The organism is Curtobacterium sp. PhB137, assembly GCF_003814955.1.
In the GTDB taxonomy this organism is placed as follows: Bacteria; Actinomycetota; Actinomycetes; order Actinomycetales; family Microbacteriaceae; genus Curtobacterium.
Map to the genome: position 1 here is coordinate 90,742 of NZ_RKQO01000006.1, position 23,999 is coordinate 114,740.

The following is a 23,999-nucleotide window of genomic DNA, read 5'->3' on the forward strand; positions in this document are numbered from 1 at the left end:
AGCGTAGGCGACCTGCCGCCCGTAACACGCCCGAAACAATTCAGTCACGTCCGGGAAACCCCGTGTCAATAGCCTCGTCGGAGGTGCCTTGATCGGTACCTCCGACATCACCCAACCCATTGGAGATCGGCCCCCATGTTCAGCGATTCCTCCGAGGTCCTGGCCTTCATCAAGGACACCGACGTCAAGTTCCTCGACATCCGATTCACGGACCTGCCGGGTGTGCAGCAGCACTTCAACATCCCCGCCTCGACCGTCGACGAGGACTTCTTCTCGGTCGGCCAGCTCTTCGACGGCTCCTCGATCCGCGGGTTCGCGTCGATCCACGAGTCCGACATGCAGCTGATCCCCGATGTGACCACCGCCTACGTGGACCAGTTCCGCGCCGAGCGCACGCTCATCATGATCTTCGACATCTACAACCCGCGGAACGGCGAGATCTACGGCCGCGACCCGCGCCAGGTGGCGAAGAAGGCCGAGAAGTACCTCGCGTCGACGGGCATCGCGGACACCGCGTTCTTCGCCCCCGAGGCCGAGTTCTACATCTTCGACGACGTCCGCTACTCCGTCACCCAGAACGAGTCGTTCTACGCGGTCGACTCCGAAGAGGGCGCCTGGAACACCGGTCGTGAGGAAGAGGGCGGCAACCTCGCCAACAAGACCCCCTACAAGGGCGGCTACTTCCCCGTGTCGCCGGTCGACAAGACCGCCGACCTGCGCGACGACATCACCCTCAAGCTGATCGACGCGGGCTTCGAGCTCGAGCGCTCGCACCACGAGGTGGGCACCGGCGGCCAGCAGGAGATCAACTACAAGTTCGACACGATGGTCCACGCCGCGGACGACATCCTGAAGTTCAAGTACATCGTCAAGAACACGGCGGACCAGTGGGGCAAGGTCGCCACGTTCATGCCGAAGCCGCTCTTCGGCGACAACGGCTCGGGCATGCACACCCACCAGTCGCTCTGGTCGGACGGCAAGCCGCTCTTCTACGACGAGAACGGCTACGGCGGCCTGTCCGACCTGGCCCGTTGGTACATCGGCGGTCTGCTGAAGCACGCTCCGGCGCTGCTCGCCTTCACCAACCCGTCGATCAACTCGTACCACCGCCTGGTCAAGGGCTTCGAGGCTCCGGTCAACCTGGTCTACTCGGCCGGTAACCGTTCGGCTGCGATCCGCATCCCGATCACGGGCACCAACCCGAAGGCCAAGCGCATCGAGTTCCGCGCGCCGGACGCCTCGGGCAACCCGTACCTCGCCTTCGCCGCGCAGCTGATGGCGGGCCTCGACGGCATCCAGAACCGCATCGAGCCGCACGAGCCCGTCGACAAGGACCTCTACGAGCTCCCGCCCGAGGAAGCAAAGGGCATCCCGCAGGTCCCCGGCTCCCTCGACGAGGCGCTCGACTTCCTCGAGGCGGACCACGAGTTCCTCACGAAGGGCAACGTCTTCACCGAGGACCTCATCCAGACCTGGATCGACTACAAGCGCGAGAACGAGATCCTCCCGCTGGCCCAGCGCCCGCACCCGTTCGAGTACGAGCTGTACTTCGGCGTCTGATCCTCGCTGACACACGAAGGCCCCGCACCGTCAGGTGCGGGGCCTTCGCCGTGCCGGTCACGTTTCGGGGTGGGCGACACCTCACGGGCTGCGCCAGCCGTGAGGTGTCGCTCAGCGCGTGACGACGCGGCCTCCGTGAGCGGGGGGTACGGACGCGACTGCCTGGAGGCCCGGTGCCGGTCCGGCGGGCCGGCACTGGGCCTCCCGGCTGGTCGCGACGCACGTTCCTTCCCATCGCACCCGGACTGGGAAGCCGAATCGGGCGTACCTGGTCGAAAGTTCCGACCAGGTACGCCCGTTTCGACCACCTGTGCTCGATCCGATCCGACCCGGCACCGCGCACACGGGAACGGGGCCCGTGCCGCCCGGCACGGACCCCGCTTCGCGAACGGTGACTAGCGAGCCGTGGCCAACGAGTCGTTCGTCCCCGCTGCGACGCTCACGGGTGCACCCGTGACCGGCGTGGGCCGCCCCAGGGAACGGACGGTCCACCCCGCTTTGACCCAGTCGTGGACCGGGAGGCAGTTGCGCGCATCGATCACGACGCGGCGACCGACGAGGTCACCGAGGGCGACCGGGTCGGCGGTGATGATCTCGTCCCACTCGGTGAGCACCAGGACGACGTCGGCGCCCTCGATCGCGTCCGCCATCGACGCGGCGTAGCTCAGCGTCGGGAACGAGCGCTTCGCCGGCTCCATCGCCTCGGGGTCCCAGAGGGTGACCTGGGCGCCGCGCAGGTGGAGTGCAGCGGCCACGTTGAGCGCCGGGGAGTCCCGCACGTCGTCGGTCAGGGGCTTGAACGCAGCGCCGATCACGGCCACGCGACGGTTCAGCACCGATCCCCCGGCCGAGTCGATCGCCATGTCGATGACCCGCTGACGCTGGCCCATGTTGATCTCGTCGACCTGCTGCATGAGGCCGACGACCTGGCCCGCCCCGATCTCGTTCGCGCGGTACATGAGCGCCCGGATGTCCTTCGGCAGGCACCCGCCGCCGAACCCGAGGCCGGCGTTCAGGAACTTCCGGCCGATGCGGGCGTCGTGCCCGAGGGCGTCGGCGAGCGTCGACACGTCGGCGCCGGTGATCGCGCACATCTCGGAGATCGCGTTGATGAACGAGATCTTCGTGGCGAGGAACGCGTTGGCGCTGACCTTGACGAGCTCCGCGGTGGCGAGGTCGGTGGTGATGACCGGGGTGCCCTCGCTGATCGGCGCGGCGTAGACCTCGCGGATGACGGCGTCGGCAGCCTCGGACGCGCCGCCCCAGACCAGGCGGTCCGGGTGCAGGGTGTCCTCGACGGCCTTGCCCTCGCGGAGGAACTCCGGGTTCCAGATGAGCTCGGCGTCGATCCCCGAGGGGGTGAACTCGCGGACGATGCCGCGCAGTCGCGCAGCGGTGCCGACCGGGACCGTCGACTTGCCGACGATGAGTCCCGGGTGGGTGAGGTTCTCGGCGACGCCGCGGGTGGCGCTCTCGACGTACGCCAGGTTGGCGGCGTGCGAGCCCGCCTTCTGCGGGGTGCCGACGCAGACGAAGTGGACGTCCGCGGCGGCGACGGCCGAGGCGATGTCGGCGGTGAAGCGGAGCTTGCCGCTCGCGACGTGCTTCGTGATGAGCTCGGGCAGGCCGGGTTCGAAGAACGGGACCTCGCCGGCGGACAACGCGGCGAGCTTCGCCGGGTCGACGTCCACGCCGATGGTCTCGAAGCCCATCTCGGCCATGGCGGCCGCGTGGGTGGCACCGAGGTAGCCAGTGCCGATGACGCTGATGACGGGTGCGGGACGGGTGTCGGCCTGGTCGGGCGACTTCTTGGACGCGGTCATGGCGTGACCTCCTGCAGGTCGTAGTCGATGTCGTTGCGCTTGATGCCCTCGGCGAAGGCCGCCAGGGAGTCGGCTCGCGAGTTGAGTCGCCAGTCGTTCGTGGTGCGTGTGCCGTCGACGATCGTGGTCGCGGTCTCGCTGAAGTACGCGAAGCCGATGATGTCCGAGTTGGCGGGGTCGGCCAGGGCGTCGAAGAGCGAGTTGATCCACTGGGTCTTCTGGGGGTTCGAGACGCTGCCCCCGGTCTCGGTGGCCCCGATCTCGTTGAGCACGATGCCCTTGCCCGGCGCGACCTGCCGGATCTGGGCGAGCGTCGCACCGAAGGTGTTCTCGAAGGTCGGCTGCTCGGTGGCGTCACGGTAGTAGCCGCTCATGCCGACCCAGTCGACGTACTCGGCGCCCGGGTAGTAGTTCTGCATGTACTCGAGCGTCTGGTACTTCGCGTTGCCGAGCTTGTCGATGCGCGACGGCGACCAGTCCCAGATGGCGTACTGGTTCGCGCCGTTGGCCTGGAAGACGTTCCAGACGTGCTGCCACATCGCGGTGTACGAGCCGGCGGCGTTCTGCTGCTTCGCGGATTCGGACCAGTTGTACCACTGGCCGTTCATCTCGTGGTCGAACCGGATGACGAGCGGCTGGCCGTTCGCCGCCAGGGACTTGGCGTACTGCGTCAGGTAGGCGTCGAACTTGCCGGAGATGACGTCCTCGTTGGTGTAGCCCTCGACGTACGGCTCGTCGTTGCCCGTCTTCGCGGGCACCGACTCCCACGTCATCATCGGCAGACGACCGTTCGCCCACGAGCGCTGGACCGCGTTCTGGTTGAAGTCCTGGTCGAAGCCCTGGAAGAAGCCGACCATGTTCGTCGCCTTCCCCACCTCTTGCGAGACCTGGTCGTACTCGGACCAGTTGAACGGGGACTGCGCCGTGTACAGGCCGTACCAGCGGGACTGCTGCCCGAGGATGTCCGCCTTGGTCGGGACCGCCACGGGCGTGGTGCCCGGGTCGGTCGACGGGCCGGGGTTCGGGTTCGTGACCCCACCGGAGCCACCACCCGAGCCGCCGGAGCCGCCACTCGAACCCGACCCACCGGCCGAGCTTCCGCCGGAACCGGAGCCGGAACCCGACCCGGACCCGTTGTCCGAGACAGCGGACCCGCCGGTCCCGGAACCCGAGCCGGAGCCCGAGGTGCCGGCCCCGTTCGCACCGGAACCCGACGCGTTGACGGAGGACGAGCCTCCCGAGCCCTTCGCGGAACCGAGCTGGGACTGGAGCGACGCGACCTGCGCCTTGAGCTCCGTGATCTGGTCGCCACGCGACCCGGCCTGGGCGGTGCGGGAGTCGAGCTTGCCCTCGAGCGCCCAGATTCGGTCCTGGGCAGCGTCGAGCTGCGTCTGCAGTTCGGCGGCCGACACCTTCTTGGCCTTCGGGGCGGTGACCCCGAGGGCCTGGTGCACGGCGGTGGAGACGGGGCCGGCCGGGGAGACCCAGACCGACCAGGTGATGAGCGCGAGGGCGAGCACGATGGCGGTCGTGCCGACGGCCGTCCAGCGGGCGTGCTTGCTCGACTGCGCCCACCAGGTACTGGAGGAGCGGATGATGTCAGACAATGAGGAAGGCCTCCAGGACGAAGATCGCGATGCCGATGCAGTACGGGATCGCGGCGTACGGGTTGTACCGGCGGGCCTTCACGGGGGCGGTCCGTGGGGCTGTGGGCTGCACTGCTGCTGCGGCAGCGGCCTCGCGCCGGGTCGCGAGCACGGTCGTGGTGGAGTTGGTGCTGGCGTCGGCCCCGAAGAGCTCGTCGAACGCGCGGTCCACGGCCACCTGGTCGCTCCCGAGCGGCACGCGTCCGTCGACGGCCCGGGCACGGTCCGCGGCGTCGATCGGGCTGACCGGGGTCTCGGTGCCGAAGGACGACGGCTGCGCGGCATCGGACGGGTCCTCCTGCATCGGACCGCCGGCGTAGGCACCGGCGCGGGTCCCCCAGCCGGACGCGTGCGCCAGGCGGAAGAAGCCGATGAGCCGGATCGGCATGAGGAAGAACGTCGACACGATGATGAACATCGGCAGGCGGAAGAAGTCACTCGGCTTCTCGGCCAGGTGGCGCATCTGCCGGATGGCCATGCTGAGCACCGACGAGACGACCATCAGGGCGGCGACGTAGACGAAGCCCGTCGAGAAGCCGTACTGCGACAGGATGCCCTGGTAGAGGTTCTCGCCCTGCCCGGTGAAGGCCCGGTAGATCCAGCCGGCGATCACACCGAAGAGCATGAACGGCAGGATGATGTCGGTGATGAAGAACGCCGCGAGCACCGGGGCGTGACCGAGCATCCACGGCAGCATGCGCAACGTGTTGTACTGCGAGCCACGGGCCCAGCGGAGCTGCTGCTTGAACAGCTTCTTCACCTGCAGCGGAGCGTCCGTGTAGACCAGCGATGTGTACTGGTAGACGGTCCGGTACCCCTCCTTGAGCGTGAGGTTCGTGAGCGTGCGGTCGTCGGAGACCTCGAGGAACACACCCATGAACTTCTCGTGCATGAACTTGTCCATGACGCGCATCAGGATGTTCCGCCGGAAGGCGATCGTGCGCCCGGGCAGGCAGCCGATCTGCCCGAGGACGCTCTGCGCGGGCATCGAGTAGAGCGCCCGCGAGTTCTCGAGCCAGTCGGCCCAGCGGGTGATCCAGCTGCGCTCGGGTTCGAGGATGCGCTGCCGGGTCGTGACACCGCCGACGGACTCGTCGGCGAACGGCTTGAGGAGTTCCTCGAGCGCGCCGGGGGTCCAGACGGTGTCCGAGTCGACGAGCACCGTGATGTCGCCGTTGGACATCTCGGTGCCGACCTTGACGGCGTTGCGCTTGCCCGGGATGGGCGTGTGGGTCCAGCGGACGAGCGGGGCGAACTCGTCGCAGACGGCTTCGAGCGCCTCGTTGCGGGCGCCGTTGATGACGACGATGATCTCGCCGGGTCGCTGCTCGACCATGCGACCGATGACGTCGCGGAACAGGTCGAGCGGTTCGTCCACGACGGGGACGACGACGCTGGTGGTACCGACGAAGGTGCCGGTGAACGGGCGGTAACGGGCGGAGATGACGACCTTGACCAACCAGAGCAACCAGATCACCGCGGAGTACACGGCGAACAGGTAGAACTCGGGGTGGCCTTCGACCATCTGCCTGATCTGCAGAATGAAGGTGAACACTGATCCCTGCTTCAACGTTCGAGGTGGAGATTCCGCGACGTTGGGGAATCAGGGTCGGTTCGGGTGTCCCAATTGACGCAGAAACCTGAACCCCAGCGCAACGCGACCCCCGTCCGGGGGCGTTTCGAACGCGTTACGGGGTACACACTTGTCCCCATCTCCACCGGGACCGGTGGTCCCCCCTCGTGCTGACAGCACTCCTGCGGACCGCGTTCACCCTGTCACTCACCCTGGTGGGCGGCGATCGCTACCGGGAGGCGCGGATCACCACCTCGGTAAACCCCTGTTCACGACATGGTCACCGGGCGAGTCGGCGCGGACCTCTGGCACGTCCGCCGGCGGCCCGGCGCGTGGTGGTCACGACGAAGTAACGACGAGCCCGTCTGTCCGAATCGGGGTACAGTCCGAAACGAACGGGGGACGGTGCGCGACACGGGGAATTAACCTGCGACGACTCGTCACCTTCGCGTCCGGGGAGCACGCCCGGGCGTGTCGGTGCGGCGTCAGGCGCCGTAGAACTCGCGCTCGAAGACCTGCCGTGCACGTCGGGTGACGCCGAGGTAGTCCTCTTCCAGCTCGCTCGCCGAGCCGGGCGGGTACTCCATCAGCCGCGCGACGCCCTCGAGCTGGACGCGGTCGACGGGCAGGACGTCGGTGGTCTTCCCCGACCAGAGCACCAGCGCACTGCGCGTCCGCGAGGCGAAACGCCAGGCCGCCCCGAGCCGCTCGCCGTCGTCGGCACTGACGAACCCGGCGGCCACGGCACCGTCGAGCGCCTCGAGCGTCGAGGTCGTGCGGAGCGCGGGGAACTCGAGGGCGTGCTGCAGCTGCAGGAGCTGGACGAACCACTCGACGTCGCTGAGCGATCCGCGCCCGAGCTTCAGGTGGCGAGCCGGATCGGCCCCGCGTGGCAGCCGCTCGGACTCGACGCGGGCCTTGATGCGGCGGACCTCGCGCACCTCGTTCTCGTCGATCCGTTCCGGGTAGCGCGTGCGGTCGGCCAGGTGCTCGAAGTCCCGGAGCAGCTGGGCGTCGCCGACCGCGCCACGGGCACGGAGCAGCGCCTGCGCCTCCCACGTCAGCGACCACCGGGCGTAGTAGGCGCCGTAGGACTCGAGCGTGCGCGCCACCGGGCCGTTCTTCCCCTCGGGGCGCAGGTCGATGTCGAGGTCGAGCGGGTGGACGGTGTCCTCGGTGAGCCGGTTCAGCTCGCGCACGATGGTCTGTGCCGTCCGGGAGGCCACCTCGGTCGCCAGGTCCGGCGCGCGGTACACGTAGAGCACGTCGGCGTCGGAGCCGAAGCCGAGCTCACGCCCGCCGTAGCGGCCCATCGCGATGATCCCGAACTCGAAGTCCGCGGGGGCGTCCCGCCGGGCGAGCGCGAGGGCCCCGGCGAGCGTCGCCTCGGTCACGTCGCTGAGTGCAGCACCCAGGGCGTCCACGTCGAGGTGGCCGAGCACCGCAGCCATGCCGAGGCGCAGGGTCTCGCGGCGGCGCGCCGAGCGCAGCAGGCTGGCCGCACCGTCGACGTCGTTGCCGTGCCGCGCGGTCGTCGCGGTCATCTCGGCGAGCAACGAGTCCATCGGGCGGGCACGCAGGAGCGACTCGGGCTCGTCGAGCCAGGCGACGGCCTCCGGGAACCGCTCGAGCAGACCGGACAGGAACGCCGACTCCGACAGCACGGTGGTCAGCGAGTGCGCAGCCCCGGACGAGTCGCGGAGCATCCGGAGGAACCAGCTGGACTCCCCCAGGGTGTCGCTGAGCCTTCGGAACGCCAGCAGGGCCCGGTCCGGCGCCGGCCCCTCGGCCATCCACCGCAGGAGCACCGGCAGCAGGTTGCGCTGGATCGCCGCACGTCGGCTCGTGCCCTGTGTGAGCGCCCGGATGTGCCGCAGCGCACCGGGCGGGTCGACGAACCCGATCGCGCCGAGCCGATCGACGACCTGGTCGTCGGTCAGCACGATCTCACCCTCGGTCGTGGCGACGGCGGACAGGAGCGGACGGTAGAACAGCCGCTCGTGCAGGCCGCGGACCTCGAGCTTGACCGCACGCCACCGGGTCTCGAGGGCCGAGGCCGAGGTGGCCAGACCGCTCGACCGGGCGAGGACGCGGAGTTCTTCCTCGTCGGTCGGCATCAGGTGCGTCCGCTGCAGTCGGCGGAGCTGGATACGGTGCTCGAGGACCCGGAGCAGCGCGTAGTCCGGACCGAAGTGGGCGGCCTCGGCGCGTCCGACGTACCCGGCCGCGGTCAGGGCGTCCATCGCCTCGAGGGTGGAACGGACGCGCACGGACTCGTCGTCACGACCGTGCACGAGCTGCAGGAGCTGCACGGTGAACTCGACGTCGCGCAGACCGCCCGGACCGAGCTTCAGCTGCCGGTCGACCTCGCCGTCGGGGATGTGGTCGGTGACGCGCTCGCGCATCCGCTGCACCGACTCGACGAACCCGGGGCGCGCCGACGAGCTCCAGACGAACGGTGCGACGGCCTCGGCGTAGCGCGCGCCGAGGTCGGCCGAGCCGGCGATCGGCCGCGCCTTGAGGAGCGCCTGGAACTCCCACGACTTCGCCCAGCGCTCGTAGTACGCGACGTGCGAGTCGAGCGTGCGGACGAGGGCGCCGTCCTTGCCCTCCGGTCGCAGGTTCGCGTCCACCTCCCACAGACCGGGTTCGGCGGCCAGGTCGGTGATCGCGTGGGTCGCGGCGATCGCGATCCGCGTCGAGATGCGGACGGCACGGTCGGTGTCGATGTCGTCGGTGGCCTCGGTGACGAAGATGACGTCGACGTCGCTGACGTAGTTGAGCTCGCGTGCGCCGGCCTTGCCCATCGCGATCACCGCGAGCGGGGTCGCAGCGACGTCGGCGGCCGGGAACGGCACCTCGCGCCGGGCGACGTCGACCGCGGCGTCGAGCGCTGCCCCGGCCAGGTCGGCCAGTCCGGCAGCGACGGCCGGGAACGCCTCGGTCGGCGACGAGTGCAGCACGTCGTACAGGGCGATCTGCGCGAGGTGCCGGCGGTACCGCACCCGCAGGCACATCCGTGCGTCCTCGCCGGTGGCGCCGTCGATCGCCTCGAGCAGGGACGCCGTGTACCGCTCCTGCGACCACGGCGCGACGACGGGCTCGAGCAGCAGTGCGAGTTCGGCAGGACGACGGTGCAGGAACTCGCCGAGACCGACCGAGGCGCCGAGCAGGCGGATCAGCCGCTCCGTCGCCGCCTCGTCCGTCAGGACGGGGCGGAGCTCGTCCGGAGCACGCTCGAGCAGCCGTTCCAGCAGCCGCAGCGCGCCGTCGGGATCCGCGGTGATGCCCCAGAGCGCCGGGGTGCCGCTCACCGGCAGCGGCACGACGGAGCCGAACCGCGCCTCCAGGTCGGCGATCCGCTCCAGGCTCTCCGACAGCTCGGCGAAGCCCAGGCGGGCCAACTCGGAACGCGACGACGTCGTCCGACCGGTCATGTGGTGCGCTCGCTCAGAGGGCGCCGAGGTTGGTGTCGAGCTCGAACGGCGTGACCTGGTCGCGGTAGCGCTTCCACTCCTGGCGCTTGTTGAGGAGCACGAAGTTGAACACGTGCTCGCCCAGCGTCTCGGCGACGAGCTCGGAGTCCTCCATCAGGCTGAGGGCGTGGTCGAGGCTCGACGGCAGCTGGCTGTACCCGAGGGCACGACGCTCGGCGTCGGTGAGGCTCCAGACGTCGTGCTCGGCCTCGGCCGGCAGCTCGTACTCTTCCTCGATGCCCTTGAGCCCCGCAGCGAGCAGCAGCGAGTACGCCAGGTACGGGTTCGCCGCCGAGTCGATGCCGCGGTACTCGATGCGCGAGGACTGCCCCTTGTTGGGCTTGTACAGCGGCACGCGCACGAGCGCCGAACGGTTGTTGTGGCCCCACGTCACGAAGGACGGGGCCTCGTCGCCACCCCAGAGGCGCTTGTACGAGTTCACGAACTGGTTCGTGACCGCGGTGATCTCCGGTGCGTGCTTGAGCACACCGGCGATGAAGTGCTTGGCGGTGCGGGACAGCTGGTACTCGCCGCCGGCCTCGTAGAACGCGTTCTGGTCCCCCTCGAAGAGCGAGACGTGCGTGTGCATGCCCGAACCCGGCTGGCCGGAGATCGGCTTCGGCATGAACGTCGCGTAGACGCCCTGCTCGATCGCGACCTCTTTCACGACCGTGCGGAAGGTCATGATGTTGTCCGCCATGGTCAGTGCGTCGGCGTAGCGGAGGTCGATCTCGTTCTGGCCCGGGCCGGCCTCGTGGTGGCTGAACTCCACCGAGATGCCGAGGTCCTCGAGCATCCGGACGGAACGGCGACGGAAGTCGTGCGCGCTGCCGCCGGGGACGTTGTCGAAGTAGCCGGCCTGGTCGACGGGCTGCGGCCCGCCGTCCTTCCACTCGCGGCTCTTGAGCAGGTAGAACTCGATCTCGGGGTGCGTGTAGAACGTGAAGCCACGCTCGCTCGCCCGGGCCAGCGTGCGCTTCAGCACGTTGCGCGGGTCGGCGACGGCGGGCTGGCCGTCCGGCGTCGTGATGTCGCAGAACATCCGCGCGGTCGGGTCGACCTCGCCGCGCCACGGCAGGATCTGGAACGTCGAGGGGTCCGGGTGCGCGAGCACGTCGGCCTCGTACGAGCGGGACAGGCCCTCGATCGCGGAGCCGTCGAACCCGATGCCCTCGGCGAAGGCACCCTCGACCTCGGCCGGGGCGATCGCCACCGACTTCAGCGTCCCGATGACGTCCGTGAACCAGAGTCGGATGAACTTGATGCCGCGCTCCTCGATGGTGCGGAGCACGAAGTCCGTCTGCTTGTCCATGCACGACCTTTCCGTGTATCGGGTGGCCGCGGGCGGGCCTCGTCCCAGGCTAGTGGTCCCGCGGCGTGCGCGGGGCCGTGCGACGCGTCAGTGGTCCGTCACCGTGCCGTCGCCGGTGCGTCACTGGTCGTCGGCGTCCCACTTCTCGTTGTTCGCCGCGATCCGGTCGAGCGCGTGCTGCGCTTCCTCGCGCGTGTCGAACGGGCCGATGCGGTCGCGCTGCGGGGACTGCGGACCCTGCTCGACCTGACCGGTCTTGTCGTTGAACCACCACTGGGACTCGATGCGTTCGTCGCTCATGTCGCCCACCGTACCCAGGTGACTGCCTGGAGGCCCGGTGCCGGCCCGCCGGACCGGCACCGGGCCTCCAGGCGGTCACGCCCACCCCGTCGGGCCGCACCGGAGGGCGGTCACGCTCACCCCGTCGGGCCGCACCGTAGGGCGGTTGCGCTCGGCGCGTCGCGCCGCGGCTAGAGTGGTCGGCATGCCCCGGGACGAACACGGACACCTGACCGCCGGCCGCGTCTCCCCGCTCCGGACCGTCCCGAAGGACATCGAACGCCCGGAGTACGTCGGCAAGGTCGAACCGCACGAGCACGGCCTCGGTGACACGTACTCCCCCGACGAGGTCGAGCGCATCCGCACCGCCGGCCGCATCGCGTCCCAGGCCATCGACGCCGTCGGCGCAGCCATCCGTCCCGGCGTGACCACCGACGAACTCGACCGCATCGGCCACGACTTCGTCGTCGCGCACGGCGCCTACCCGTCGACGCTGGGGTACCGCGGGTACCCGAAGTCGCTGTGCTCGAGCCTCAACGAGGTCATCTGCCACGGCATCCCCGACGACACCGTCCTGCAGGAGGGCGACCTCGTCAACATCGACATCACCGCCTACAAGGACGGGATGCACGGCGACACGAACCGCACGTTCATCGTCGGACAGGCGTCGCAGGAGGTGTCGGACCTGGTGACGCGGACCGAAGAGGCGCTCCGACGCGGCATCAAGGCCGTCGCCCCCGGCCGGCAGGTGAACGTCATCGGCCGCGCCATCGAGGCGTACGCGAAGCGCTTCGGCTACGGAGTCGTCCGCGACTACACCGGCCACGGAGTCGGTCGTGCCTTCCACTCCGGCCTGATCATCCCGCACTACGACGCGCCGCAGTACGACGACGTCATCGAGCAGGGCATGGTGTTCACCATCGAACCCATGTTGACCCTCGGCGGGATCGAGGCCGACATCTGGTCCGACGACTGGACGGTCTCGACGCGCGACAAGTCGTGGACCGCGCAGTTCGAGCACACCCTCGTCGTCACCGAACGCGGCGCGGAGCTCCTCACCGTCTCCTGACCGGACACCCCTTCCTGACCGGGCACTCCGGCAGGCAACCGAAAGGCACGACAACCTCATGACCTCCCTCGCAGTCGGCGTCGACATCGGTGGTACGGGCATCAAGGGCGCGATCGTCGACGTCGCGTCCGGTGAACTGACCACGGACCGCATCAAGAAGGCCACCCCGGAAGGCGGGAAGCCCCACGACATCACCGCCGTCGTCGCCTCGATCCTCGACGAACTCGCACCCGCGGCCGACGTCCCCGTCGGCGTGTGCTTCCCCGCGATCGTGCGGGACGGCAAGACCATGTCGGCCGCGAACGTCTCGAAGAAGTGGATCGGCTTCGAGGCCGAAGCGCTGTTCGAGAAGGAGCTCGGCCGCGCGATCCACTTCGTCAACGACGCCGACGCCGCCGGGTTCGCCGAGCAGCAGTTCGGCGCGGCGAAGGGCAAGGACGGCCTGGTGATCGTGACGACGCTGGGCACCGGGATCGGCAGCGCGCTCATCAACGACGGTGTGCTCATCGTGAACTCGGAGCTCGGACACCTGGAGATCGACGGGCACGACGCCGAGTCGCGCGCGTCCTTCGCTGCCAAGGAGCGCGACGACCTGTCGTGGAAGCACTGGGCGAAGCGCCTGCAGACCTACTACTCGACGCTCGAGGCCCTGCTCTCCCCCGAGCTCTTCGTCGTCGGCGGCGGTGTGTCGAAGCAGTACGAGGAGTTCCTGCCGCTGCTCGACCTGCAGGCTGAGATCATCCCGGCGACACTGCGCAACAACGCCGGCATCATCGGCGCCGCGACCCTGGCTGCCCGGAGCGCCTGACCCGGCGATCGGTCGGACCGTCGGACGGTCGAGCCTGCACTGGTTTGCACCGTGCGGCGTGGGAGTTGTTCGGCACGGCTCGACGCGCCCGGCCGCTGGCGCCGAGGTTCCACGACTCGCCGTCTGCGGTGCGCCGAGGTTCCACGGAGCCCCCTCGTGCGCGCCGACATGCCGAGATCTCGGAACCTCGGGGCGCGGGCACGGGCGGGCACGGGCACGGGCGCGGGGCCGGTAGACTCGGACCTGCGAATGGGTCGGTGAGACGGTCGCGTCACTCCTCCGGGAGTGCCGAGGAACGTCCGGGCTCCACAGAGCAGGGCGGTGGGTAACACCCACCCGGAGCAATCCGCGAGACAGTGCCACAGAAAGCAGACCGCCGGCGGCAACGTCGGTAAGGGTGAAACGGTGGTGTAAGAGACCACCAGGGGTCCGGGTGACCGGATCCGCTCGGTAAACCTCGCCCGGAGCAAGGTCAGACAGAGGACGCTGAGGCTGCTCGCCGAGTCCTCGGGTAGACCGCTGGAGGCCGACGGCAACGTCGGTCCGAGAGAGATGGCCGTCACCGCCGTGCAAGCGGCGGGACAGAACCCGGCGTACGGCCGGCCCATTCGCCCCACGTGCGGCGCTCGCGATCCCGTGCGAGGTTGACCACTCCGTGCGCCGCAACAACGCCGCACCGAGCGTGCAAGCTCGCACCAGGCGAGAGACCCCGCACCGTGCACCGCCACACCCCGAGCCCGCGCCTGCGCCGACAGACCCGCACGGTGCGACGTTCGCGACCCCGTGCGAGGTTAACCACTCCGTGCGCCGCAACAAGCTCGCACCGAGCGTCCAAGCTCGCACCAGGCGACAGACGGCAGGCGCGGTGCCAGCTGGCACCGCGCCTGCCGTCGACAGCGTGCGAGCGCCTACAGACCGGACTCGGCCGTGCGCACCAGGATCGCGTCGCTGTCCGGGCACAGCACCACGTCGTCCGGCGCGGCCCGGCGGATGTCCTGCAGGTCCGAGTTGTTCAGCGCCACGCCCGAGGCCGTCGACACCCCACCCTGCAGCAGCGACGCACCGAAGCCGTAGCGAGCACGCTGCCGGTCGTAGAGCGCGAGCAGCTCGGCCGGCACCTTCGCGGCGACGTCGGCACGGGCCTGCTCGGCGGATGCACGGTCGGACGACAGCCGCGCGATCTCGGCGTCACGCTCGGCGACCAGGCTGGAGCGGGCGGCTTCGACGTCGGCGAGCTGCGCCTCGATGTCGCCGACCCGGGCGCGGAGGCCGTCGAGGTTCTCCATGACCTCGAGCTCGGCGGTCTCGAGGCCACCGATGCGCCGCTGCAGCGACTCCAGCTCGTTCTGCAGCCCGGTCGCGTCCTTCGAGTTCGACACGTTCTGCAGCATCGTGGTGTCGCGCTCGACGCGGGCCTGCGCGGTGGCGGTGTCGGACTCCAGGCGGGCGAGTTCGCGTTCGGCGTCCTCGACCAGGCCGGTCGCGGCGACGAGTTCGCTGCGCAGCCCGGCGGCCTTGGTGCCGAGTCCGGTGAGCTGGTCGCCCTTCTGCAGCGACGTGATGCGGTGCGCGATGCGGGTGACGTCGTTGTCGAGTCGTTGGACGTCGAGGAGGATGACCTGGTCCTCGGGTGCTGCCTTCATGGTCAGACTCCTTCAGTGGGGGTGGTGGGTTCGGCCGCCGGCAGGACGGCGAAGTCCCACGGGTCGGTGCGGAGGTCGCTCACGGTGACGCGGACGCCGGCGGCCTGGCGCAGTTGCGCGGCCGCGACGTCGAGCCAGAGCCACTCGGTGGCCCAGTGCGAGGTGTCGATGAGGGCGGGACCGCCGCCGAGCAGTGCCTGTTCGCGGAACTCGGACGCCGGGTGGTGGCGGAGGTCGCTCGTGATGTACACGTCGGCAGCGAGGACGGCGGGGTGGCCGAGCAGCGAGTCCCCCGCGCCGGCGCACAGTGCCACGGTGCGGACGGGCTGGTCGAAGTCGCCGGACACCCGGACCCCGGTCGCGGTGGGCGGCAGCAGGTCGACGAGTTTCCGTGCCAGGGCGCCGAGGGTCGTGCCCTCGGCGAGGACCCCGACGCGGCCGATGCCCGTCGCGGGGTCGGTGCCGGCGTCGAGCGGTCGCTGGTCGGTCAGGCCGATCCGGTCGGCGAGCACGGCCGAGGTCCCCGTGGTGACGACGTCGGCGTTGGTGTGGGCCGCGATCAGGGCGCTGCCACCGCGCACGAGGGTCGCGAGGACGCTGCCCTTGTACGTCGACTCGGCGATCGTCGTCACGCCGCGCAGGAGCAACGGGTGGTGCGTGAGCAGGAGCCCGGCACCGAGCTCGACCGCTTCACGTGCGGTCGCGGGGACGGCGTCGACGGCCAGGTGGACGTGCTCGACGGTGGCGTCCGGGTCGCCGGCGACCAGTCCGACGGCGTCCCACGACTCGGCTCCTGCGGCGGGCCACAGGTCTTCGATCACGGCCTGGAGTTCGCGGAGCGTCGGCATCCGGTCAGTCTACCGAGGCGACCGCGTCGGCACCGGCAGCCGGTCCGCGCGGGGTGATCCGGGCCTCCCGGTCAGCGGCGACCGAGCGCACGGAGCAGGCCGGCGACGAGTCGCGACCACCAGCCGGGCCGGGCCGGCTCGTCGGTGCCGGTTTCGGTGTCGACGGTCGCCGGAGCGGCCGTCTCGACGACGGGTACGGCGATCACGTCCGGCAGCACGACGGGCGTGCTCGCGGTCGTGCCCTGGTGGGCGGTGAGGGCGGCCGCGAACGCGGCACGGTCGATGACCGTCGGCCCGGTGGCGGGCTGGACGAGCGGAGTGGGTCGCGTGTTCGCGGACACCGGCGACACGGCCGGGAGGCCCAGCACCGGTCGCACCGGCTCGTCGCGTTCCGGGGCGACCAGCGCCACGGCCGGGGTCGCCGTGACGACGTCGGCTCCCGGTGCGGCTGCTGCCGCCGGTGCGGGGCGGACCACGGCCACCGCGGGAGCGGGGGCGACGCCGGTCACGACGGCGACCGGAGCGGTCGCGGCACGGCGGGCGGCTGCACGGTCGCGACGGTCCGACTCGGCGGCGGCGTCCTCGAGCAGGTCCGCGAAGACGGTCTGGGCGAAGGCGCGGGCTGCGGTGACCTCCGGGTCGTCCGCGCCGTCGACGGTGGCCTCCCAGGCGGCGAGGCGGGCGAGGTCCTCGTCGCGGCGACGGACCTCATCCTCGAGCAGGACGATCCGCTCGATGGTGCTGCGACCGGTGGACGACGAGACCTGGATCGCGAGGTCCTCGATGCGCAGGGCGAGGCGCTCCGGCGGTTCGGGGAACGACGGTGCGCAGACGGCGGCGTGCCGGGCGCGGTCGCGGCGGAACGCTGGGGCTGCGGGCGCGGTGGTGGCTTCGGGCGCGGTGCTGGCTTCGGGCGCTGCGACTGCTGCAGCCGCGGTGCTGGCGTCCGGCGTCTGGACAGCGGTGGCGTCCGGCGTCCGGACAGCGGTGGCGTCGGCCACGGCGCCGGGGCGCTGCACCGGGCCGGTGACGGGCGGGACCACGAGGTCCGCCACGTACGGCGTGCGCGTCGCCGGGGCGTCGCGGAGCCACTCCTCGACCTCGCGACCGAACGGGTCGACGAGGGGGGTGCGTGCACCGGACTGGGTCTCCATGTCCGAAGGATAAATATCGCGCGCGCCGAAACTCGGGACATCCGCGGTGTGTCGCAGCAATCCCTGCCATATCGCCCCGAACGTGAACGGCGTGTCGCCCGTCGCCCCGGGGGTCGGGTCAGAGCGTCCGCTCGAACGCGCCGAGGAGCTCCCGACCGGCGGGCCAGGCGCCGACACCGCTGGCGACGTTGACGTGGCCGAGCGGGCCGACCCGGAGTACCGCGGCCCCCATCGTCTCCGCGAACGCCAGAGCACGGTCGGCGGTGCAGTACGGGTCGTCGTCGCTCACCACCAGGCAGGTCGGAACGCGGGCCGCTGCGGTGCCGGCCGGGATCGGGCGGGGCGCGGCGAACCCGGAGGCGGCCGCGGGGAAGCCCGGTGCCGCGGGGTCCGGCGGCGCGACGAGGAAGGCGCCGGCGACGGTGGGACCGGCGGCGCCCGCGACGGCTGCGGCGTCTGCAGCGTCTGCGGCGGCTGCGGCGAGCCAGTCGGCGACGGCGAGCACGCCCAGGCTGTGCGCCACGAGCACCGGCGGTTCGGCGCACGACGCGACCGCGCGGGAGATGGCGTCTCGCCAGTCCCCCGGGTCCGGCTCACCCCAGGACGCCGGTGCGATGCGGACGGCGTCGTCGCCACGCTCCCGCTGCCAGACGGACTGCCAGTGCTCCGCGTCGGAGTTCCAGATCCCGGGCACGATCACCCACGGTCGAGGTCTGCTCACCCGGGCAGCGTAGCGAACCCCGGACGGACCTAGCGCTGCAGTGTGTCGCGCGGGTACTCGGAGAAGCGCGCTGCGTACGCCGCCGAGAACCGACCGAGGTGCGCGAAGCCCCACCGCATCGCCACGCTCGCCACGGTCAGGTCGCCCGTCGACGCACGGCGGAGCTCCTCGCGCACCCGGTCGAGACGGATCCCGCGGAGCATCGCGTTCGGGGCCGTGCCGACCTGCCGCTGGAACGCCTGCTGCAGGCCGCGGACGCTCAGCCCGACGTGCTCGGCGACGTCGGTGGTCGAGATCGGCGTGTGCGCGAAGGCGTGCATGTACTCGACGGCCTCGCGGACACGGCCCGTGGCGCCCTGCGGCAGGGGGACGTCCGGGGCCAGCAGCTTGTGCGGGAAGGTCCGGAGCAGGGACTGGGCGGTGTCCCGTGCGACCTCGGCCAGGGCGAGCGAACTGACCGACGCCCGACCGAGCACGACCGCCGCGGCACGCTGGACCTGCACGTTCCAGCCCCGCAGGTCAGCCGTGCGCGGCGTCGCCGTGTGGTCGAAGACGAGCGGACCCGGCTGCGCACCGTGGACCTCGGCCGCGACGCGCTCCAGGGCGGTGCGGTCGAACTGCACCAGGCTCTGCCGGACGTCCTTCAGGTCGAAGGCGAAGGGACGGCCGGTCGGGAACATCATCGGGGTGGCGGGCGTGAACGCGACCTCTTGCCGGCCGATGTCGACGCGCCCGCCGCCGTCCGTGATCCACATGACGACGTACTCGTCGCGGACGTCCAGCTCACCCTGCATGCGGGCGTCGAACCGGGTCGATCGGAACGACATCACATCGTCGCCGACGACGCGGAAACGGTACGCGAACGGACGCTCCGTGCGGGTCGCAGTGAAGCCCACACTGGCGTAGGCGTCCTCGTACATGTGCACGGCAGCGTCGAGATCGGCCCCCGACGTCTCGAAGCTGATCCTGGGATCCGGTTCGGCTGTCATCGCGCGAATCGTGACACGACGGCCAGGAACCCCGGGAATCCCCCGCGGCACCTTGCGGATTGTGGCCCACGGAGTGCGCGAGACGGACGAAGCGACGGGTCGCGTGGTGGCGGTCAGTGACGGGCGCGCAGGACCGTCCACCGGTTCTCGTCGGCGATCCGCTCGTACCGCAGGTCGTCCACGACCATCCGGACCAGGGCGAGTCCGCGACCGCTCTCGGCGAGTCCGTCGGGCAACTCGGCCGACTCGGTGTCCACGGTGGCGGCGACGCCGTCGTCGGAGAGCAGTGCGGCGAACCGGTCCGCTCCGATCTCGAGGCGCAGACGGCAGGAGACGCCCTCCGGGCGTGTCCCGTGCTCGATCACGTTCGAGGTCAGTTCGACGATCGCGAGTTCGAGGGCCATCCGGTCCTCGACGGAGACCGTGGGCTCGTGCTGCCACACGCCCGCCAGGAACTCGTGCACGGCGGACACGTCGTCCGGCGGGCACGACAACGCGAGCGTGTGCTCGGCAGCCGGGGCGGTCATCACCAGTCGGTGACCGCAGCGTCCCCGTCGGGGTACGTGCGGAGGATCTTGTCGATGTTGGAGAGCTGCAGGACCATCTGCACCTGCTCGGACGGCGCTGCGATGCGGAGGTCGCCGCCCGCCTGCCGCGCGGTCTTCAGGCTTCCGACCAGCGCGCCGAGCCCGGACGAGTCCATGAACTCGACGCCGGAGAGCTCGACCACGACGCGGGCACGTCCGTTGTCGACGACCTTCGCGACCGCCTCGCGGAACGCCGGGGCGGACACCATGTTGAGGCGCCCGCTGCACTCGAGTACCGCGGTGTCGGGCTGCGCTTCGTGTACGACGATGTCCATGCCGGGTGGTCTCCTCTGATCGGTGCGCCTTGCAACCAGCAACCTACCGGCTCCGCCGCGTCAGGTCCCGCTGCGTTCCCGACGCGTCGCGGTGACCTGCACCACGACGGCTGCGGCCATGAGCGCTGCCATGACCCCGCCCATCGCCAGCGCGGTCCCGCCGAGCGCGCCGGCGAGCGGTGTCCCGAGGCCGCCGATCCCGAACGTCAGGCCGCCCTGCAGGGCCGCGGCCGTCCCCGGGTGCGCAGCCCCGACGTGCTGCGTCCGGGTCATCGCCGCGGGCAGCACGAAGCCCCACGCACCCGTGACGACCGCGAGGGCGCACCAGACCGGCACCGGACCGAGGTCGAGCAGCGCCGAGACGAGGACCGCCGCCGCGCCCGCGGTGCCGACGAGCAGTCCGACGGTGAGCAGGGAGTCCTCGGAGAACCGTCCGACGACCCGGCCGAACACCAGCGTGGTGACGATCATCATCGAGGCGTTCGTGGCGAAGACCAGCGTGTACATGCCCTCGGAGAAGCCGAACTGGGTCTGGAACACGAACGAGCTGGTCGCGATGTACGCGAAGAACCCCACGGTGGACAGCACCCCACTCAGCACGTAGGCCCGGAACCGCGGGATCGCCAGCAGCTCGCGGATGCGTCGACCGTTCGCGGCGAAGCCCACGCCCCCGCGTCGCTCCGGCGGCAGGGTCTCGCGGAACCGCAGCACCACCATCGCGAAGAACAGTGCGCCGAGCACCGCCAGCACGACGAACATGATCCGCCACGTGCCGAACGTCAGCACGGCGCCTCCGGCCAGCGGTGCCACGACGGGGCCGATCGCGTTGATCGCGGCGAGCGTGCCGAAGACCTTCGCCATCCGGGTCCCGCTCGCCACGTCCGACACCATCGCCCGGCCGGCGACCGCTCCGGCCGCCCCGCCGAGCCCCTGGGCGATGCGGGCGAGGACGAGCGTGACGACGTCCGGCGCGAGGGCGCACCCGACCGAGGCGAGCGCGAACACCGCGGTGCCGACGACGAGCATCGGCCGCCGACCGACCCCGTCGCTGACGGGTCCGACGAGCAACTGCCCGACCGCGAAGGCGACGAGGAACGCCGTGAGCGACAGCTGCACGGCACCGGGGGTCGTGCCGAGGTCGTGGGCGATCTGCGGCAGCGCCGGGATGTACATGTCGGTGGCGAACGGTGACACCCCGACGATCAGGGCCAGCGGCACGATCGGCGGCAGGGTGGTCGTGGTCGGTTTCCGCGTGCGCTCCGTCGTCACGTCCGACACGCTACGCGCACCCGAATCGATTCGACGGGCCACGGCGCGCAGCTCACGTCTGCCGAGTGGTCACTAACCGTCGCGCGGCGACCGGGCAGCCGACGTCGCGTGACCGCTCGGCGGTGCAGCCCTGGACGTGCGCGGCGCCGGACGGGAGGCCCGGGACAGCGCCGCCACGGGCCTCCCGTCCGCCACGGCGAGCGGTCACGGCGCGCCGCTCACGTCCGCCGAGTGGTCGCGAACCGTCGCGCGGCGACAACGGAGCCGACGGTTCGTGACCACTCGGCGGTGCGGGGCGGCCGGCGTCAGCCGGTGTTCTGCAGGCCGGCGGCGATCCCGTTCACGGTGAGCAGGAGCAGACGGTGGTCGGCGTCCGTCGGGTCGGTGCTGCCCGTCGTCCGGATGGACCGGAGCGCGCGGAGCTGCAGGTGCGACAGGGCGTCGACGTAGGGGCTGCGCAGGCGCACGGCCCGGGCCAGGACCGGACGGTCCTCGAGCACGTCGCTGCCACCCGAGATCCGGAGCACCCAGTCACGGGTCCGCGTCATCTCGTCGAGCACCTTGGCGGCGAGGTCGTCGCGGTCCGCGAGCTCGAGGTACCGGCGGGCGATGTGCTCGTCGGTCTTCGCGAGCGACATCTCGACGTTCTTGATCATCGCGCCGAACAGCGGCCACTCGGCGTAGGCGGCACGCAGGACGTCGACGTCACCGACCGCCTCGAGCGCGGAGCCGAGCCCGTACCAACCGGCCAGGTTGATCCGCGCCTGGGTCCACGAGAACACCCACGGGATCGCCCGGAGGTCCTCGAGCGACTCGACCGACAGCCCGCGGCGGGCCGGGCGGGAGCCGAGCGGGAGCAGCCCGATCTCCTCCATCGGGGTGACCCGTGCGAACCACGGAGCGAACCCGTCCGCCTTGACCAGGTCGTAGAACGCGACGCGCGAGACGTCGTCCAGCTGCTGCGCGAGGTCGGCGAACCGGGTGGCAGCAGCGGCCGTGCGCGCCTCGTTGGACGGCGACGACGCGAACAGCGTGGCCGAGGCCATCTGCTCGAGGTGGCGGGCCGCGATGTCCTGGTCGCCGTACTGCGCGAAGATGACCTCGCCCTGTTCGGTGAGCTTCAGGCGACCGTCGATCGATCCCGGCGGCTGCGCGAGGACGGCCTCGTTGGCCGGCCCGCCGCCGCGGCCGAGCGACCCGCCGCGGCCGTGGAAGAGGGTGAGCTCGACGTCGTTGTCCCGCGCCCAGTCGGCGATGCGGGCCTGGGCGTCGTAGAGCGCCAGGTTCGCGGAGACCGGACCGACGTCCTTCGACGAGTCCGAGTAGCCGAGCATGACCTCGAGCCGACGGCCGGTCGCGGCGAGACGACGCTGGAACGTCTCGGTGCGGACGGCCTCGTCGAGGATGTCGACGCTGGCGTGCAGGTCGGCGAAGGTCTCGAACAGCGGGATGACGTCGAGCACCGGCGCGGCCTCGGGCGAGCCGAGTGCTGCGACGGCGAGCTCGTGCACGTTCGCCAGGTCCGCCGCCGACTGCGTGAAGGACACGATGTACCGGCTGGCGGCACGGACGCCGTAGCGGTCCTGCAGGTCGGCGATGGTCCGGAAGACCGCGAGGACCTCTTCGGTGGTCTCGCTCAGCGCGCCGCCGGCCCGGATCTCCGCCAGGGCCGTTCGGTGCACCTGCGAGTGCTGCCGGACCTCGAGCTCGGCCAGGTGGAACCCGAAGGTCTCGACCTGCCAGATGAGGTTCTGCAGCTCGCCGTTCGCCGGCCGGATCGCGCCGGCGGCGACGAGCGACGCCTGGATCGTGCGGAGGTCGGCGAGCAGGGCGTCCGGGCCGTCGTACGCGAGCGGCGTCGTGCCCTGGCGGGTGGCGTCGATGCGCGCGGCGGTGAACAGGAGCGCGCGACGGTGCGTCTCGTTCGGGGCGCGGACGCCGATGCGCTCGGCGATGCCCGGGTCGAGTGACTCCTGCGCCGCCACGAGCGCGGTGAGCCCGGCGTCGGCCGGGGTGTCGCTCGCGTCGAGGGTCAGGGCGCTGCCGATGCGGGTGGTGGCACGGGTGAGCCCGATCAGGATGTGCTCGGCCGCGATCTCCGCAGCCTGGCGCGTGATGTCGGCGGTAACGTGCGGGTTGCCGTCGCGGTCGCCGCCGATCCAGGTGCCGAACCGCACGAACGCGGGCGCCGTCACCGGTGCGCGACCGGCGTCGTCGCCCTGCAGCCGGTCGTCGAGCAGGCGGTAGACCTGCGGGACGATCTCGAACAGCGTCTGGTCGAAGACGCTCATCGCGGTGCGGACCTCGTCGAGCGGGGTCGGACGGGTCGTGCGGAGCGGCGAGGTGCGCAGGAGCGTCGTGATCTCCTCGAGCAGCCGTCGCTCGTTCTCGGCACGCGCGGTGGCGTTCTTCGAGCGGTCGCGCTCGTCGATGAGGTCCGTGATGCGCCGCACGCCCGTGGTGACCGCACGACGGCGGGCCTCGGTCGGGTGTGCGGTCAGCACCGGGTGGAACCGCAGCGTCCGGAGTCGCTCGGCCGCCTCGGCCTCGCCGACCTCGGCCACGAGTTCCGCGTAGGTCGCCGGGAACGAGTCGCCGGCCAGGCCGCCGTCGTCGCCGCGCTGCCGGAGCACCCGCACGCGGTGGTGCTCCTCGGCCAGGTTCGTGAGGTGGAAGTACGTCGTGAAGGCCTGCGCCACCGCTTCGGCGCGCTCGGCCGACATCGCGGACACGAGGGTCTGCGCGCGGGCAGCACCCTCGGCGTGGTCGCCCTCGTAGGCGTCGATCACGGCCGCACGCAGCGACTCCACGTCACGCAGCAGCTCGTCGCCGCCGTTCTCGCGCAGCACCCGGCCGAGCAGGTTGCCGAGGTAGCGCACGTCGGCGCGCAGGTCACTGTCGACCGCGCCGCTGACGTCGTCCCGAGCGCGCTCATGGCGCGCCGATCCGTCGATCGCCGTCATGGGG

18 protein-coding genes and 1 other RNA gene are annotated in these 23,999 nt (G+C 71.0%); 4 read left to right on the forward strand and 15 right to left on the reverse strand.

What is annotated here, in order from left to right; translation table 11 throughout:
* The first annotated feature begins 135 nt into the window (after nt 1-135).
* Entirely contained in the window at nt 136-1,560 is a 1,425-nt protein-coding gene (gene glnA, locus EDF28_RS10105; protein WP_123938182.1) for a type I glutamate--ammonia ligase, read from the forward strand.
* Nucleotides 1,561-1,955: 395 nt separating this feature from the next.
* Here the strand turns inward: glnA (EDF28_RS10105) and EDF28_RS10110 are convergent, their stop codons facing one another.
* The 6 genes from EDF28_RS10110 to EDF28_RS10135 form a co-directional block, all read right to left on the reverse strand.
* Complete coding sequence (locus tag EDF28_RS10110; protein ID WP_123292672.1) at nt 1,956-3,383, reverse strand: UDP-glucose/GDP-mannose dehydrogenase family protein; 1,428 nt, start codon at nt 3,381-3,383, stop codon at nt 1,956-1,958.
* Nucleotides 3,380-4,990: a glycoside hydrolase family 26 protein gene (locus EDF28_RS10115; RefSeq protein WP_123938183.1), complete on the reverse strand. Its 1,611-nt coding sequence runs from the start codon at nt 4,988-4,990 to the stop codon at nt 3,380-3,382. The genes EDF28_RS10110 and EDF28_RS10115 overlap by 4 nt, the downstream gene beginning before the upstream one ends.
* Entirely contained in the window at nt 4,983-6,584 is a 1,602-nt protein-coding gene (locus EDF28_RS10120) for a glycosyltransferase family 2 protein (protein WP_123938184.1), read from the reverse strand. The genes EDF28_RS10115 and EDF28_RS10120 overlap by 8 nt, the downstream gene beginning before the upstream one ends.
* A gap of 503 nt (nt 6,585-7,087) precedes the next feature.
* On the reverse strand, nt 7,088-10,039 hold the full coding sequence (locus tag EDF28_RS10125; protein WP_123938185.1) for a bifunctional [glutamine synthetase] adenylyltransferase/[glutamine synthetase]-adenylyl-L-tyrosine phosphorylase: 2,952 nt from the start codon (nt 10,037-10,039) through the stop codon (nt 7,088-7,090).
* A 13-nt stretch (nt 10,040-10,052) separates the two neighbouring features.
* Entirely contained in the window at nt 10,053-11,390 is a 1,338-nt protein-coding gene (glnA, locus tag EDF28_RS10130) for a type I glutamate--ammonia ligase (RefSeq protein WP_111087010.1), read from the reverse strand.
* A 120-nt stretch (nt 11,391-11,510) separates the two neighbouring features.
* Complete coding sequence (locus EDF28_RS10135) at nt 11,511-11,690, reverse strand: SPOR domain-containing protein (RefSeq protein WP_111087009.1); 180 nt, start codon at nt 11,688-11,690, stop codon at nt 11,511-11,513.
* A gap of 184 nt (nt 11,691-11,874) precedes the next feature.
* Between EDF28_RS10135 and map the strand changes: the two genes are divergently transcribed.
* From map to rnpB, 3 genes are all read left to right on the forward strand, one after another.
* Nucleotides 11,875-12,738: a type I methionyl aminopeptidase gene (gene map, locus EDF28_RS10140; RefSeq protein WP_123292854.1), complete on the forward strand. Its 864-nt coding sequence runs from the start codon at nt 11,875-11,877 to the stop codon at nt 12,736-12,738.
* A 58-nt stretch (nt 12,739-12,796) separates the two neighbouring features.
* Complete coding sequence (gene ppgK / locus EDF28_RS10145) at nt 12,797-13,546, forward strand: polyphosphate--glucose phosphotransferase (RefSeq protein ID WP_111087008.1); 750 nt, start codon at nt 12,797-12,799, stop codon at nt 13,544-13,546.
* A 250-nt stretch (nt 13,547-13,796) separates the two neighbouring features.
* Nucleotides 13,797-14,157, forward strand: an RNA gene (rnpB, locus tag EDF28_RS10150) — RNase P RNA component class A.
* Between the two features lie 297 nt (nt 14,158-14,454).
* Here rnpB and EDF28_RS10155 read toward each other — a convergent pair.
* The 9 genes from EDF28_RS10155 to EDF28_RS10195 form a co-directional block, all read right to left on the reverse strand.
* Nucleotides 14,455-15,189: a zinc ribbon domain-containing protein gene (locus EDF28_RS10155; protein ID WP_123938186.1), complete on the reverse strand. Its 735-nt coding sequence runs from the start codon at nt 15,187-15,189 to the stop codon at nt 14,455-14,457.
* 2 nt (nt 15,190-15,191) lie between these two features.
* Nucleotides 15,192-16,037, reverse strand: coding sequence for a Nif3-like dinuclear metal center hexameric protein (locus EDF28_RS10160; protein ID WP_123938187.1), 846 nt, complete (start codon nt 16,035-16,037; stop codon nt 15,192-15,194).
* Nucleotides 16,038-16,108: 71 nt separating this feature from the next.
* The gene (locus EDF28_RS10165; RefSeq protein WP_123938188.1) at nt 16,109-17,191 is read right to left on the reverse strand and encodes a hypothetical protein; all 1,083 of its coding nucleotides are present in this window, start codon (nt 17,189-17,191) and stop codon (nt 16,109-16,111) included.
* Between the two features lie 118 nt (nt 17,192-17,309).
* Complete coding sequence (locus EDF28_RS10170; RefSeq protein WP_123938189.1) at nt 17,310-17,912, reverse strand: alpha/beta hydrolase; 603 nt, start codon at nt 17,910-17,912, stop codon at nt 17,310-17,312.
* A gap of 29 nt (nt 17,913-17,941) precedes the next feature.
* Nucleotides 17,942-18,901 carry an AraC family transcriptional regulator gene (locus EDF28_RS10175; RefSeq protein ID WP_123938190.1) on the reverse strand — a complete coding sequence of 320 codons (960 nt, stop codon included), beginning with the start codon at nt 18,899-18,901 and terminating at the stop codon, nt 17,942-17,944.
* 113 nt (nt 18,902-19,014) lie between these two features.
* Nucleotides 19,015-19,428, reverse strand: coding sequence for an ATP-binding protein (locus EDF28_RS10180; protein WP_123938191.1), 414 nt, complete (start codon nt 19,426-19,428; stop codon nt 19,015-19,017).
* A complete protein-coding gene (locus EDF28_RS10185) occupies nt 19,428-19,763 on the reverse strand; it encodes an STAS domain-containing protein (protein WP_123672788.1) in 336 nt (111 codons plus the stop codon). The genes EDF28_RS10180 and EDF28_RS10185 overlap by 1 nt, the downstream gene beginning before the upstream one ends.
* Nucleotides 19,764-19,823: 60 nt before the next feature.
* Nucleotides 19,824-21,032 carry a multidrug effflux MFS transporter gene (locus EDF28_RS10190; RefSeq protein WP_260154845.1) on the reverse strand — a complete coding sequence of 403 codons (1,209 nt, stop codon included), beginning with the start codon at nt 21,030-21,032 and terminating at the stop codon, nt 19,824-19,826.
* Nucleotides 21,033-21,337: 305 nt separating this feature from the next.
* Complete coding sequence (locus tag EDF28_RS10195; RefSeq protein WP_123938193.1) at nt 21,338-23,995, reverse strand: phosphoenolpyruvate carboxylase; 2,658 nt, start codon at nt 23,993-23,995, stop codon at nt 21,338-21,340.
* Between the last annotated feature and the right edge of the window lie 4 nt (nt 23,996-23,999).

Excerpts from the sequence above, each read along its gene's own strand:
- glnA (WP_123938182.1), top strand. The coding sequence starts at position 136 with ATGTTCAGCGATTCCTCCGAGGTCCTGGCCTTCATCAAGGACACCGAC.
- EDF28_RS10110 (WP_123292672.1), bottom strand. The coding sequence starts at position 3,383 with ATGACCGCGTCCAAGAAGTCGCCCGACCAGGCCGACACCCGTCCCGCA.
- EDF28_RS10125 (WP_123938185.1), bottom strand. The coding sequence starts at position 10,039 with ATGACCGGTCGGACGACGTCGTCGCGTTCCGAGTTGGCCCGCCTGGGC.
- glnA (WP_111087010.1), bottom strand. The coding sequence starts at position 11,390 with ATGGACAAGCAGACGGACTTCGTGCTCCGCACCATCGAGGAGCGCGGC.
- EDF28_RS10135 (WP_111087009.1), bottom strand. The coding sequence starts at position 11,690 with ATGAGCGACGAACGCATCGAGTCCCAGTGGTGGTTCAACGACAAGACC.
- map (WP_123292854.1), top strand. The coding sequence starts at position 11,875 with ATGCCCCGGGACGAACACGGACACCTGACCGCCGGCCGCGTCTCCCCG.
- ppgK (WP_111087008.1), top strand. The coding sequence starts at position 12,797 with ATGACCTCCCTCGCAGTCGGCGTCGACATCGGTGGTACGGGCATCAAG.
- EDF28_RS10155 (WP_123938186.1), bottom strand. The coding sequence starts at position 15,189 with ATGAAGGCAGCACCCGAGGACCAGGTCATCCTCCTCGACGTCCAACGA.
- EDF28_RS10160 (WP_123938187.1), bottom strand. The coding sequence starts at position 16,037 with ATGCCGACGCTCCGCGAACTCCAGGCCGTGATCGAAGACCTGTGGCCC.
- EDF28_RS10165 (WP_123938188.1), bottom strand. The coding sequence starts at position 17,191 with ATGGAGACCCAGTCCGGTGCACGCACCCCCCTCGTCGACCCGTTCGGT.
- EDF28_RS10175 (WP_123938190.1), bottom strand. The coding sequence starts at position 18,901 with ATGACAGCCGAACCGGATCCCAGGATCAGCTTCGAGACGTCGGGGGCC.
- EDF28_RS10180 (WP_123938191.1), bottom strand. The coding sequence starts at position 19,428 with ATGACCGCCCCGGCTGCCGAGCACACGCTCGCGTTGTCGTGCCCGCCG.
- EDF28_RS10185 (WP_123672788.1), bottom strand. The coding sequence starts at position 19,763 with ATGGACATCGTCGTACACGAAGCGCAGCCCGACACCGCGGTACTCGAG.
- EDF28_RS10195 (WP_123938193.1), bottom strand. The coding sequence starts at position 23,995 with ATGACGGCGATCGACGGATCGGCGCGCCATGAGCGCGCTCGGGACGAC.